The sequence below is a fragment of the Sulfuricurvum sp. genome (genome assembly GCF_049277495.1).
Lineage (GTDB): Bacteria > Campylobacterota > Campylobacteria > Campylobacterales > Sulfurimonadaceae > Sulfuricurvum.
This window is the reverse complement of sequence record NZ_JBASYM010000056.1, coordinates 11,502-24,669: the sequence shown is the minus strand read 5'-3', so window position 1 is coordinate 24,669 and position 13,168 is coordinate 11,502. Positions and strand designations below refer to the sequence as shown.

General features: G+C 45.6%; 14 protein-coding genes. 8 read left to right on the top strand and 6 right to left on the bottom strand.

Going from position 1 to position 13,168, the window contains the following annotated elements; translation table 11 throughout:
• Nucleotides 1–104: 104 nt before the first annotated feature.
• Nucleotides 105–1,910, top strand: coding sequence for an asparagine synthase (glutamine-hydrolyzing) (gene asnB, locus WAO38_RS10065; RefSeq protein WP_422236738.1), 1,806 nt, complete (start codon nucleotides 105–107; stop codon nucleotides 1,908–1,910).
• A gap of 2 nt (nucleotides 1,911–1,912) precedes the next feature.
• Here the strand turns inward: asnB and WAO38_RS10060 are convergent, their stop codons facing one another.
• The 4 genes from WAO38_RS10060 to dcd all read right to left on the bottom strand — a co-directional run bounded on the left by WAO38_RS10060 (nucleotide 1,913) and on the right by dcd (nucleotide 3,883).
• Nucleotides 1,913–2,407: a GAF domain-containing protein gene (locus WAO38_RS10060; RefSeq protein WP_422236736.1), complete on the bottom strand. Its 495-nt coding sequence runs from the start codon at nucleotides 2,405–2,407 to the stop codon at nucleotides 1,913–1,915.
• Entirely contained in the window at nucleotides 2,404–2,925 is a 522-nt protein-coding gene (locus WAO38_RS10055) for a GAF domain-containing protein (protein ID WP_422236734.1), read from the bottom strand. Before WAO38_RS10055 ends, WAO38_RS10060 begins: the two co-directional genes overlap by 4 nt.
• A gap of 118 nt (nucleotides 2,926–3,043) precedes the next feature.
• The gene (locus WAO38_RS10050) at nucleotides 3,044–3,280 is read right to left on the bottom strand and encodes a YdcH family protein (RefSeq protein ID WP_422236732.1); all 237 of its coding nucleotides are present in this window, start codon (nucleotides 3,278–3,280) and stop codon (nucleotides 3,044–3,046) included.
• Nucleotides 3,281–3,322: 42 nt separating this feature from the next.
• Nucleotides 3,323–3,883, bottom strand: a complete 561-nt coding sequence (gene dcd, locus WAO38_RS10045; RefSeq protein WP_015654670.1) for a dCTP deaminase — start codon at nucleotides 3,881–3,883, stop codon at nucleotides 3,323–3,325.
• A 73-nt stretch (nucleotides 3,884–3,956) separates the two neighbouring features.
• Here dcd and accB point away from each other — a divergent pair, with 73 nt between their 5' ends.
• From accB to WAO38_RS10030, 3 genes are all read left to right on the top strand, one after another.
• Nucleotides 3,957–4,409: an acetyl-CoA carboxylase biotin carboxyl carrier protein gene (accB, locus tag WAO38_RS10040; RefSeq protein WP_422236730.1), complete on the top strand. Its 453-nt coding sequence runs from the start codon at nucleotides 3,957–3,959 to the stop codon at nucleotides 4,407–4,409.
• A 2-nt stretch (nucleotides 4,410–4,411) separates the two neighbouring features.
• Nucleotides 4,412–5,752, top strand: coding sequence for an acetyl-CoA carboxylase biotin carboxylase subunit (locus WAO38_RS10035; RefSeq protein WP_422236728.1), 1,341 nt, complete (start codon nucleotides 4,412–4,414; stop codon nucleotides 5,750–5,752).
• Between the two features lie 220 nt (nucleotides 5,753–5,972).
• Nucleotides 5,973–8,105: a methyl-accepting chemotaxis protein gene (locus tag WAO38_RS10030; RefSeq protein ID WP_422236726.1), complete on the top strand. Its 2,133-nt coding sequence runs from the start codon at nucleotides 5,973–5,975 to the stop codon at nucleotides 8,103–8,105.
• A 24-nt stretch (nucleotides 8,106–8,129) separates the two neighbouring features.
• Here the strand turns inward: WAO38_RS10030 and WAO38_RS10025 are convergent, their stop codons facing one another.
• On the bottom strand, nucleotides 8,130–8,963 hold the full coding sequence (locus WAO38_RS10025; RefSeq protein ID WP_422236724.1) for a peptidylprolyl isomerase: 834 nt from the start codon (nucleotides 8,961–8,963) through the stop codon (nucleotides 8,130–8,132).
• 90 nt (nucleotides 8,964–9,053) lie between these two features.
• Between WAO38_RS10025 and gltX the strand changes: the two genes are divergently transcribed.
• Nucleotides 9,054–10,436 (top strand): glutamate--tRNA ligase, encoded by a 1,383-nt coding sequence (gene gltX, locus WAO38_RS10020; RefSeq protein WP_422236722.1) that lies wholly within the window; start codon nucleotides 9,054–9,056, stop codon nucleotides 10,434–10,436.
• Here gltX and WAO38_RS10015 read toward each other — a convergent pair.
• Complete coding sequence (locus tag WAO38_RS10015) at nucleotides 10,433–11,113, bottom strand: MqnA/MqnD/SBP family protein (RefSeq protein ID WP_422236720.1); 681 nt, start codon at nucleotides 11,111–11,113, stop codon at nucleotides 10,433–10,435. The genes gltX and WAO38_RS10015 overlap by 4 nt on opposite strands.
• 106 nt (nucleotides 11,114–11,219) lie before the next feature.
• Here WAO38_RS10015 and WAO38_RS10010 point away from each other — a divergent pair, with 106 nt between their 5' ends.
• The 3 genes from WAO38_RS10010 to WAO38_RS10000 are packed head-to-tail and all read left to right on the top strand — an operon-like array spanning nucleotide 11,220 to nucleotide 13,086.
• On the top strand, nucleotides 11,220–11,441 hold the full coding sequence (locus WAO38_RS10010) for a MoaD/ThiS family protein (protein ID WP_422236718.1): 222 nt from the start codon (nucleotides 11,220–11,222) through the stop codon (nucleotides 11,439–11,441).
• Nucleotides 11,442–11,443: 2 nt separating this feature from the next.
• Nucleotides 11,444–11,890: a molybdenum cofactor biosynthesis protein MoaE gene (locus WAO38_RS10005; protein WP_422236716.1), complete on the top strand. Its 447-nt coding sequence runs from the start codon at nucleotides 11,444–11,446 to the stop codon at nucleotides 11,888–11,890.
• Complete coding sequence (locus tag WAO38_RS10000) at nucleotides 11,887–13,086, top strand: molybdopterin molybdotransferase MoeA (RefSeq protein ID WP_422236714.1); 1,200 nt, start codon at nucleotides 11,887–11,889, stop codon at nucleotides 13,084–13,086. The genes WAO38_RS10005 and WAO38_RS10000 overlap by 4 nt, the downstream gene beginning before the upstream one ends.
• Nucleotides 13,087–13,168 lie beyond the last annotated feature (82 nt).

Genomic DNA, 13,168 nt, shown 5'->3' with positions numbered 1-13,168 from the left:
GTTTTTGAGATATAGAGATAGGTATCATGAGTTTCCGGTGCTTTAAAAGATACTTTTTATGGTTAGGCTATGATAGCGTATAATTTCGAAAAAAAAGGTTTCCTGTGTGCGGTGTATTCGGAATTATCGGCGATTATTCTCCTCATAAAGCGCGTGAGGCCTTAGCAACATTGACCCATCGCGGACGCGACCATTGCGGGATAGAAGAGGATCACGGATATTTTCTTGCACATCAGCGGCTATCGATTACCGATGCTCATGCGCGGTCGCACCAGCCGATGCGCAGAGGAAGTCTGCTCATCAGCTTTAACGGAGAGATTTATAATCATAAGGCACTGCGGGAACGCTTGAGCGGTTCAACATGGGAAACATCCAGTGATACGGAAGTGATTTTGAGAGCCTATGAAGAGTGGGGAATCGCGTGTGTAGAACACTTGGAAGGGATGTTTGCTTTTGCGCTGATGGATGGCGACAAACTCTTTCTCGTCCGTGACCGCTTCGGAAAGAAGCCCCTGTTTTATCACCAGGGAAAAGGCAGTTTTGTATTTGCATCGGAGATTAAAGCGATTAAACCTTTTTTGCCTTCCGTTGAAATGAATCATGAAGCCCTTCACTCATACCTCTCTTTTCTGGCGCCGACTCCTCCGCATACGTTTTATAAAGGGATCGAAAAGCTTGAAAGCGGGGAGTGGCTTTGCTTTGAGCGCGGGAAAATAACGAAACATCGTTACTATGATTTGCTGAATGCCCCCTCAACGCAAATAACAGATTTGGCTGCCGCTTTAGAGCGTATTGAAGAAGAACTTCATCGTTCCATAGCGCTGCGTCTTGACACTGAAGCACCGACAGCGGCACTTTTGTCCGGGGGGCTGGACAGTGCGATGATCTGCGCGATTGCAGCGCGGCAGGGGAAAAAACTTCCCGTATTTACTCTCGGGTACAATGAATACGGTGCGTATGATGAACGTGCCAATGCGAGAACAACGGCAGAATATTTGGGATTGGAACATACCGAAGTCATTATTTCGAAGGAGGATTTTAACGACCATTTGGATGAACTTCTAATCCATATGGATGAACCGCTTAATGATCCTGCGGCATTACCGCTCTCGCTGCTTTTGAAAAAAATCGCGGCAGATGGGTATAAAGTCATCTTGAGCGGCGAAGGAAGCGATGAACTTTTTTTAGGATACCGGCAGTATTTTGAGTATCTCGACATCGAAAAAGCGGCCTCTTTGCACCATAAAAATTGGCTCAAAAAATATTTTCATTCGAATTTTTCGATGAATCGGGAATGGGAATGGTATAAACGGGTTTTTGATGACACCTTGCTGTTTCGGACATCCGGGGACAAGTTCACCGATTTGCAGCAAAACAAGCTTTTCCGCCGTAATGTTCGCGATAACGAATCGCTGCGGTTCTTGCAAAACTATCGAGATATGTTTGAACAAAGTGCCCATAGTGATCCGAGCATATGGTACAGTATGATTGATCTCAAACTATTTGTCGGAGAACATTTTCTGACCAAGCTTGATCGGGTTTCCATGGCCCATACGATCGAAGCCCGGACCCCTTTTTTAGATCATCGTTTAGCCCAGAGCGTACTGTCAATCGATCCGGCATTGCGTATCGGTTCGGGAGAAACCAAAACGCTTTTGAAGCAAATTGCGCGGAATTATCTAAGTGATGAAATTATTGATCGCAAGAAAAAAGGATTTGCAAATCCGTATATGGAGTGGCTGATCGCTTCCGGGCGAATTGAGCTGATCCGGGAAGTCAATGCAAAAACGGGGTTATTCCACCCGCACGTCATCGATGAATATATTGAAATGGGCCGAAAAGGCCGCTTTAAACAGCATGTTTGGGGACTCTATGTTCTCAGCCATTGGATGAACCGCGAATTATTGTAAAATTATTTTTTTTCCATCAGCAGTGCCAATTCAAGTGTCCCGCTGATATAGTTTGCAAAAAAACTCATAATCCCTTCGTCATTTTCATTAAAATCACCGTTATATTTGTTCAGTAATTGGATGACGCCGATTACCTCTTGGCGTGAGTTAAAGATAGGAACGGCGAGGATATTGCGGGTCACAAAACCGCTTTTTTCATCGATTTTGGATAAAAAGCGGCTATCTTCATAGGGATTGTTGACCATCTGCACCGTTTTAGTGTGGACGGTATCGCCGACGATCCCTGAATCGATCCCGATTGCAATACGCCCGATTCCGTCACTCAGTTTTGTCCAAAGCATACTTCCGGCACGATCGACGATAAAGATCGAGCAGCGTTCCGCATTGACAATGGCTTTGGCCTCTTCGGAGATTGTGGGAAGCGCTTCTTCAATCTGGTCGAGCTGCGTCAGCCGTTTGCCGAAATCGGCAATCCTTTTGTATATTGCTAAACTCATTCAATCCCCTTTTTGAGCAGTGTGGCGTCATCATCGAATAATATGGCCAACTCGATGTAGCCGCTGATATAGTGGGCGAAAAATATCATAAATTTGGCATCTTCGCGGGAAAATCCGCCGGGTTTGTTGAGGAGCTGAAAGACTCCTATTACATGGCGGGATGAGTCGAGAATTGGGATGGACGCGATATTTTCGGTGACAAAACCGGTTTTATTATCGACCGCATGAAAAAAACGGTCATCCTCATAAGGGTTGTTGACTAAAATAGGTTTCGCGTCTTTAACCGTATGCCCTACGATTCCGTCATCCTGATGAACCATAATTTTTTCGACTCCATCGGCCAAAGTCGTCCACAGCATTTTGAGTTTTGGATTGTATATGAAAATAGAGCAACGTTCGGCACCGCTTACTTGCTTGGCATACTCCGATATCATCGGAAGCCCTTCGGAAAGTGTCGGGCGCTTCAATAATGAACGTCCAAACTCGGACAGCGCAGTATAAGAAGTGGCAGCAATCATTCTATTATCCCTTGGATGAAGTCATAAAAAATAAATCGTATCCATTTATAGCTAAAAAGGAAATCAACTGAAGTAGAAAAAGTGAGAAAGAATTCCCCGAGCGGGGAGAGAAAGAAAATTAGAGGCTGTGCTCTTTTTTGTATTCGATGATCATTGCATACGCTTCGTCTTTGAGCAACAATTTTTCTTTTTTAAGTTTTTCAAGCTCAAGATCGGTCATTGGTACTTCACCGTTTTCAGCTTTTGAGATTTGGTTGTCAAGATCGTTGTGACGATCGAAAATTTTCAAAAAATGGGCATTAGCCGCATCATTTTGTTTCATATGGGTGATAACATCGCGGTATTCGTGCAACATTGTATGTCCTTGCGTGGAATTTTGCCGGAATTGTACCACTAGTTAATTTAAAATCCGTGGAAGCGTGATCCCTTCTTGTCCTTGATACTTGCCGCTTTTGTCTTTATAGCTGGTTTCGCACATCTCATCTCCTTGCAAAAAGAGGACTTGCGCAATCCCTTCGTTGGCATAAATTTTTGCCGGGAGGGGAGTCGTATTTGAAATTTCGATCGTAATGTGTCCTTCAAACTCAGGTTCAAAAGGGGTGACATTGACAATGATCCCGCAGCGGGCGTAGGTAGATTTACCCAAACAGATGGCTAAAACATCGCGGGGAATTTTAAAATATTCCACCGTCCGCGCCAATGCGAACGAGTTAGGGGGTACGATACAGACGTCACCCGTAAAGTCGACGACGTTCATGTCATCGAAATGTTTCGGATCGACAACAGTGGAGTTTAGATTGGTAAAAATCTTAAATTCGTTGGTCACACGGATGTCATATCCGTAAGAACTAAGTCCGTAACTGACGACACCTACACCCACTTGATCTTCGCAAAACGGGGAGATCATCCCCTCATTTAATGCTTTTTCCCGTATCCATCCGTCGCTTTTGAGACCCATCTTCATATCCGTTGTTAATTTTATTTGTGGTAGTATAACACATCTATTACCCTACTTTTAGGAGCATTTTCCGATGGATATGAAACAAATTAAAGCCCTTTTGCAAGAGTTTGACGCAAGTACTCTTTCAAAATTAAAAATTACTCAAGACGCTTTTTCGATTGAACTTGAAAAAAATATCGGTGCGGTTGCCGCACCTGTGATGGCAGCTCCTGTAGCAGTTGCGGCAGCTCCGGTTGCTGTGTCTGCAGCATCTGAAACAGTACCTTCAGCCCCTGTGCATACCGGTGATATGATCGTCTCTCCAATGGTCGGGACATTTTATGCCTCTCCTTCACCCGATTCGGCTCCCTTCGTAAAAGTGGGCGATCGTGTGAAAAAAGGGCAAGTTATTGCAGTACTTGAAGCAATGAAAATCATGAATGAACTCGAAGCCGAGTTTGATTGTAAAATTGTAAGTGTTCTTGTTTCGGATGCGCAGGCAGTTGAGTACGATATGCCATTATTCGCTGTCGAGAAGCTCTAATCATGGCGGAAATCAAACGTATTTTAGTCGCAAACCGCGGCGAGATTGCGCTTCGTGCTATCCGTACGATCAAAGAGATGGGTAAAGAAGCGGTAGCTGTTTATTCGACAGCGGACAAAGAGGCTTCTTATCTTAAGCTTGCAGATGCAGCTATTTGTATCGGAGCCGCTCCGAGCTCACAAAGTTATCTTAATATCCCCGCTATTATCGCAGCATGTGAAATCAGCGGATGCGATGCCGTATTCCCGGGATACGGATTTTTGAGTGAAAATCAAAATTTTGTTGAAATTTGTACCCATCACGGGATTAAGTTTATCGGACCTACTCCTGAAGTAATGGTATTGATGTCCGATAAATCAAAAGCGAAAGATGTCATGATCGCCGCAGGCGTTCCGGTTGTTCCCGGATCTGACGGAGCAATTAAAGATATCGCCGATGCCGCGGTACGTGCAAAAGAGGTCGGGTACCCGATTATCCTCAAAGCAGCAGCCGGCGGCGGCGGGCGCGGGATGCGTGTCGTTGAAGATGAAAGTTATCTCGAAAACGCATTTTTAGCGGCAGAAGCCGAAGCGGTAACCGCATTCGGTGACGGTACGATTTATATGGAAAAATTCATTAAAAATCCTCGCCATATCGAAGTGCAAGTGATTGCAGACAGCCACGGAAACGTGTTGCATATCGGTGAGCGTGACTGTTCAATGCAGCGCCGTCACCAAAAACTGATCGAAGAGTCTCCGGCCGTCGCCTTGACTCCTGAGATACGTGCAGAACTTCATGCTTCTGCGGTTCGTGCAACCAAGTTCATCAAATACGAAGGAGCGGGTACATTCGAGTATCTTTTGGATGCCGATAAGAATTTCTATTTTATGGAGATGAATACCCGTTTGCAAGTAGAACATACGGTTTCCGAGATGGTCAGCGGTTTGGATTTGATTGAGATGATGATCCGCGTAGCGGAGGGGGAAGTCCTTCCGGCGCAAGAGAGCGTTGTCCTCAGCGGCCACTCGATCGAGTGCCGAATCACAGCGGAAGATCCGATTAAATTCTTGCCGTGTCCCGGAAAAATCACGCAGTGGATATCTCCGGGCGGACGGAATGTACGGGTAGATACCCATGCCCATTCCGGCTATATCGTACCTCCGACGTATGACTCAATGATCGGCAAACTGATCGTGTACGGAACGAACCGTGATGATGCGATCGCACGAATGCATCGTGCTCTGAGCGAGTTCACGATCACCGGGATTAAAACAACGATTCCTTTTCATTTGAAAATGATGAAAAATCCTGATTTTATTTCCAATAACTTCGATACCAAATATCTCGAAAAGTACAACGGCTAACCGCCGCTGTACCCTTTCAGCCACTCCCTTCCATTTTTCTGTTTTATCAAAAATTTTATCGAGATTCTTTCCAAAATGATCTGAATTGAAATAGACTCTTCCGTGCATCATTTTTTTGCCATTTTCGATTAATTTTACGTCAATTTTACATTTAACCGCTATTCTATGAGAATAGATAATTTCCATTGTAGGAGATTGATATCATCAAAAAGAGGTATTTGTGAATAATCTTAGTATCGCACAAAAGGTTCATGTCCCGTTAATTGCATCGATTTTGGTCGGATTTGTGATCGTATTAGTCAATTATTGGCTTTCGGTAGATCAGATACGTGCTGATGTCTATACTGCACAATCCAAAGAGATGACTACGGTATTTGACGAAGCAATCGAATCCAAAAACAATGTAGGGATTACCAATGCCATCGGTATTTCAAAAAACAGTGCTGTCGTCAACGGCCTTGCTAGCGGGGACAGGGAAGCTACCCTCCGGAGTCTGAAGTCTTTATCCAAAGAGTATAAAGAGAATACCAAATTCGGCAATATTAAAATTCATGTACATGACCAAAATGTACACAGCTTTATCCGTGTGTGGAAACCCGAAAAATACGGTGACGATCTGTCCGGATTTCGAAAAACCATTCTTGCGGTTAAAGAGAGCCGAAAACCTCTTGTCGCCATCGAGGTCGGGAATGCGGGTCTCGAACTTAGAGGGATTGCCCCTATTATTTCAGGCGGTGAGTATTTGGGTTCTGTGGAGTTTATGCAGGGGCTGAACTCTATCGTTAAAGACATGCGGAAAAATTATGGGGCTGAAGTGATCGTAGCCGTCAATAATGGCTATCTGAGTGTTGCCAAAGAGCTGAAAGATGCCCCTAAAATCGGTGCCGACTATACGCTGGCACTGAAAAAGGATACGATCGACAAAGCGTTTTTAAAAGAGCTGGATTCAACAGTTTTTGACCCTCAAAAAGGTTCCTTTAAAACTGAAAATTATTATGTGACCCCTATCGCGATCAAAGATTTTTCCAAAAACATCGTGGGGTACGCTTTGACCGGTGAAAAACTGGAAACGGTCGAAAGTATGATCAGCGAATCGGAAAATTCACTCTTGCGCCAAGTGGTCATTATGTCATTCATCGATATTATTATTTTAGTGTTATTGGTTATTATCGTACGCCGAGCCGTTACGGAACCGATCAAAAACCTTGACGCTATAGCGCAGGAACTTGCAAGCGGGGATGCTGATTTGAGCAAACGGCTCCGTATCTCTTCGAATGATGAGATCGGGAAAGCTGCGCAAAGTTTCAATATCTTTATTGAAAAAGTTGAAAAGATCGCGGTTGAAGCACAGGGGAAAGCTCAAGAGGCATCATTCGCAAAAGAAAAAATGGAAGAACAAAACCGCAAAAACGCGATTTCATTGGCATTGGCACATGGAATGATCGGCGGAACGATTGACAATGCAGGGAACCTTCGCGGGAGCCTGGAAAGCAGTATAAAAGATCTTAACGAGGTTAACCAGTTAAACGAAGAAACCGGAAACGTTGTCGATCAAGTGAGTACGCAGACCGATGAGATTATGACGAGTATGGCCAACATTACCGAAATGATTAATGATTCGCGCAGCAACTCCGAACAGCTGAATCACAATGTGAGTGAAATTTCAAATGTCATCACTCTGATTAAAGATATCTCGGATCAGACCAATCTCTTGGCGCTTAATGCGGCGATCGAAGCTGCGCGGGCGGGAGAACACGGGCGAGGATTCGCCGTTGTTGCCGATGAAGTGCGTAAGCTGGCAGAGCGGACACAAAAAGCGACGAGTGAAGTGGAATCCAACATCAGTGTCTTGAAACAAAATTCAGTCGGTATGTTGGAAAATAGCGAGCGGGTCGAAGAGTATGCGGTTGATTCAACGCAGCGTTTGGATGCCTTTAAACAAGTCATGTCGCAATTAATCAGCAATGTCGAGAAAATCAAAGAAGACAATCAGGCGATCAGCTATGAAATTTTCACCAATATGGCGAAGATTGACCATATGATCTTTAAAGCCCGTGCGTATGAGGTCGGATTTGAAGGGAAAGTTGAGCAGCAAAATGGATTCAGCGACCACCATTCCTGTGCCCTCGGACATTGGTACGAGCAAGGCGAGGGGAAAACGGTATTCGGCCAATTGCCTGCATACGGGAAACTCTTGGAACCGCACAAGAAAGTGCATGAAGAGATTCGAAAGGCGATGGAATTATTGAAAAAAGACTCAGTCAAAAACGATCAAGAGGTTATTGCTTGCTTTAAAGCTGCGGAAGAAGCGAGTAAAGAACTCTTTGCCATCTTGAATGAGATGGTACGATAAAAGAAGAGAGGGCGCTTCCCTAACTTAGGGAAGGCGTATAACTTTAATCTCCGCGCTCAATCGCAGGCGGGTGAAATAGTCATTGAGGACTTGATTCCGTTTTTCACCGAGAATCGCATTGGAAATTTGTGGGCGTACAGACTCGAGACTCTCGGTCACGACGTTTTGTTTATTGCGCATGTAAAAGCTCATAAATCCGTTTTTCCCGTTAGGGAGAATAGGGCTGAAATTGCCATCTTGGGTTTTATTGAGTATTTGTGCTAACTGAGGATTGATAGCTTTATAAGGGATATTTTCCTCTTTGGTCTGAATATTTTCAAAATGGCGCATCGGATCGGCAATTTTGGCCGATAGGGCTTCTTGGGAAGTCGAAGTATAGGTCGTTACATCAAAACTTTCCGGGCGTGAAAATTCATCGAGGTGAAGTTGATAATACTCATTTTCTTCTTCGGTCGTCGGTTGACCCATTTTGGAAAAAGCAATCGAGCTGTAAAGCTTTTGCCCTTTGATCGTCTCTTCCACTTTCGCTTTGAGCTCTTTCTCGCTTAATCCCCGAACGTTTTGCATCGCATTTAAAAACTGCTCCATAGAGAGGTTGTTTTGAGCCGCCATACGCGCTAGTTCTTCATTGATTTCAGCTGAGGTCACCGTAATTTTTTTCTCATCTGCCTCGAGCTGTTCCAGCTTTTTGCGGATCAAGGTGTCGGCACTCTGGGTTGCGCTTGTTCCGCTTTGTTTCATCTCTTGGGTGACTTCATAGAGAGTAATAGGGTTGTTTTTGACCAATACGGCCACGCCGCCGATCGGGGCACTCCATAAAAAAGTGGCTAATAAAGCGGAAAGGGTTAAAGAACGCATCGATGCTCCTTGGTAAAGTTTCCTATTTTACCCGCTTTTAACATAGCCTTAACTAAAATTGCGCAATTGCATCCAAAAAGGATTTACAACATGGTAGTGACCAGATTTGCTCCTAGCCCTACAGGGTATCTTCATATCGGCGGATTGCGCACGGCGTTGCTGAGTTATCTCTGGGCCCGCCGCAACGGCGGAAAATTTTTACTTCGTATCGAGGATACCGATTTCAGCCGTAATGATGAAGCTGCAGCCCTTGCAATCGTCGAAGCGTTTAAATGGGTCGGATTGGAGCATGACGGAGAGATTGAATATCAATCCAGCCGTTTAGCGATTTATCAGGAATATGCCCAAAAATTACTGGCTGAGGGAAAAGCATATAAATGCTACATGTCCAAAGAAGAACTTGAAGCGCTCCGTGAGGAACAAACGGCGCGTAAAGAGCGTGCGAAGTACGATAACCGCTACCGAGATTTTACCGGGACTCCGCCTGAGGGACGCGAAGCGGTCATCCGTATCAAAACGCCGCTAGAGGGGTCGATTACGGTACATGACGGGGTGAAAGGGGATGTAGTTTTTAACGTTGCCGATATTCTCGATGATTTTATTATCGCCCGTGCCGACGGTACACCGACGTATAACTTCGTGGTCGCGGTCGATGATGCGCTGATGGGGGTTACCGATGTTATCCGAGGCGATGACCATCTCTCAAATACCCCTAAGCAGATCGTAGTGTACGAAGCTCTCGGATTTCCGATACCGAAATTTTTTCACGTGCCGATGATTCACAACGGCGAGGGGAAAAAACTTTCCAAACGCGACGGTGCGACTGACGTTATGGCATACAAAACGATGGGATATACCCCTGAAGCGCTGCTCAACTTTTTGGTTCGATTGGGATGGAGCCACGGGGATCAGGAAATCTTCTCGATGGATGAGATGCTTGAACTCTTCGATCCGAGCGATATCAACCGTTCCGCATCCGTGTATAACGTCGATAAACTTGATTGGCTCAACAGTCACTACATTAAAAATATGAGCAATGACAAACTGTGCGATTTATTGGAGTTTCACGGTGTGATGCTGATTAGTCACGATAAACGGGAAATCCTCCTCGATGCGGTCAAAGAGCGTGCAAAAACGATTGCTGAAATGGCGTCGCTGGTGAGTGAGATTTTGGTTTCTCCGGTCGCGTATGATGAAGCGGCACTCAAAAAAGGGTTCAAAGAGGAGAGCCGGGCTATTTTAGAAAAATTTGCCCAAGCACTGAAAGATGCCCATGATCTTCATTTGCCGACTGATTATCACCATGTTATGGAAGCGGTCGTGGCAGAACTCGAAATCGGATTCGGGAAAATCGGGCAGCCGCTGCGTGTTGCATTGATGGGGAAACTCTCCGGTCCGGGGCTGGATACGGTGATGTCCATTATCGGTGTCGACGAGACACTTTTGCGGATTGAAGCGCTGTTAGCGCATTAATATCGAATCTTTCCGAGAGAGGGATTTAACCCTCTCTTTTTTGCCTCTTTCACAAATCGTTTGAACCCTTTTTCTTCTTGTATCCCGACTTTATAGCTGATAAATTTTAAGTAGTGGGTAATCTGTGCGGGAGAAAGTCCGCTGCGGCGTGACGCTTCCATTAAAATGTAATACGGAATTTTGACTTTTTTGCTGATAAACGCATGACTGAGGCGTTTGAGCTCATCCGTGTGGTAGTGTGTACAGAGAAGGGCAAAGACAAACGGATGTCCTGTCCGCTCGTTCCACACTTTTCCGAGATCGCTATGCTCTCCTCCGCTGTAGTAATAGCGCAGTGCCTTATCTCCGATCAGTACTTCTCCGTTAATATCAAGGATTTTGGAGAGGAGATTGGAGGTCGCCGAATCGGCATCGGATTTATCGGCGTTGGGAAGCGACAAGACGCTTAAAACCTCGCGCTGAGCTACGATCCCGACGCCGAAATGGCGGCAGTTTTTAGCCGTAATACTCGAGATAAATGCCGCATCAATGCGACGCATGGCGAATTCACGGTTCAATGCCGAGGGGACACCTTTATGATAATGGAGTGTTTGCTGATATCGGGTACTGCGGGCGTAGCGTTTGATAAAGACATGAAAGGGGAGGAGATTTAAAAAGTCAATTTTTCCGAAAATCAAAATAATCCCTCTTTAGAATATGAAAATACAATTATACTCAAAGGGACTGTTAGTTCTCTTTTGCTATAATTTACACCAATAAAACTACCCAAAAAGGGGAATTGTCATGGTGACAATCGAATTCTTAGGGCCGATTCAAAAAGCGGCCATGACGATGGAAGCAGCATCTTTACGGGATGTCGCAGAAGTGTTAAAACAAGATAGCGAAATGGCTCAATGGATTGAAAATTGTGCCGTCGCGGTCAATGATACACTTGTGGCATCGTTGGATGTGTCCCTCAAATCAGGGGATAAAGTCTCTCTTCTCCCCCCGGTATGCGGTGGATGAGTATGTTGGAACTTTATGACGGTCCTTTGAACGTCCCTGAGATAATTACACGATGGTACACGGAAGAAGCGGAGTATAACTATGGTGCTTATATCCCTTTTATCGGTACCGTGCGTGAGGAAGACGGTATCGAGGGACTTAGTTTCGATGTGTATGAGCCGATTCTGGACGCATGGTTTAAAGCATGGCAGGCTAAAGTCGAACCGTTAGGGGCTAAGCTCAAAATGGCGCACAGCCGGGGCGATGTAATGGTTCATGAATCGAGCTATATCGCGGCGGTATTTTCTCCGAAACGGCGTGTTGCACTGGAAACGATCGAGAAGTTTGTCGAAGATTTCAAAGCTTCCGCACCGATTTGGAAGTACGATCTGAAAAACGGAGAACGAATCTATGCGCGGGAACGTTCTACTCCGATTTCCGGAGCGGGATTGTTGGGGGGAGACGTATGATCTCGTATGAAACCTCACAAAACATGATCAGCCTTTTGAGTATGGGAAATATCCGAAGCGAACGGATTTTTTTGAGTTCCGCTTTGGGACGTGTTTTGGCGGAAGATATTGTTGCCGATGAAGATTATCCGACGCATCCAACCTCGGCAATGGACGGATATGCGATACTCCACAGCGATTTGGAAGCATTGGACTCTCTGGAAATTCAGGGAGACAACCCTGCCGGAGCCGAGAAGATAGCGGATGTGACGAGCGGTATTTGTATTAAAACGTTTACGGGATCATTGATGCCCGGCGGTTCAGATACCCTGATCCCGATCGAAAATGTCCGTGTGGATGGAGATCGAATCATTATCACCAAGCCGGTACCCTATGGTTTTGCGACGCGGCCGGTCGGTGAGAGTTATCGCTGCAGTGAAGTATTGATCTCAAAAGGGACCAAGCTCGGATTTGCCGAAATCGGTGTTTTGGCGGGGATCAATCGTGTGATGATCCGTGTCGTACAGCGTCCCCGTGTCGGCATTATCGCGACCGGGAGTGAGATACTTGATATCGGCGAGAGTGCGAGTCATGCAGGCCAGATACGAAGTTCCAACAGCTACACGCTTCAAGCCCTCGTCGATTCTCTCGGAGGAGAGAGTGTACAGATGGGAATAGTCGGAGATAATAAAAGCGCAATCATGGAGCGTTTTGAGGAAGCAATGCACTCGTGTGATATTATCGTCAGCACGGGCGGCGTGAGTGTCGGAGACTACGATTTTGTCAAACATATCGTTCCTGCACTCGGTGCCGAGGTCATTTTCAAAGGGGTTAACATCAAACCCGGGCAACATGTGATGGTGGCGCAGCGCAGAGAGAAGTTTATTGTCTCGCTCCCGGGGTTCGCCTACTCATCCACGGTCACCTTTATCCTCTATGCGGCTCCGCTCTTAGCCCGAATGATGGGGCGTGAAAATCCTTATGAACCTATCGAAGCGACGCTCAAGGTCCCATTTTCCAAACGTTCCAATAAAAGCGAATTCACGGCGTGTAATCTGTGTTTCGAAGATGGCCGTTACTGGGTTGATTTTGAGGGGAAAAAGACGGGAAGTTCCGCGATATTGACCAACCTTCTGGGAAATGCCGGATTGATGATCTGCGGCGAAGAAGATGGGGATTTGGAAGCGGGGACACTTGTTAGAGTTATAAAACTGTAATTCTCGTCATCCTGAATTTAATTCAGGATCTTAGATTGCGGATCTACCCTAAAGGGCACGTGCAGTCCAAAATGACAAATTA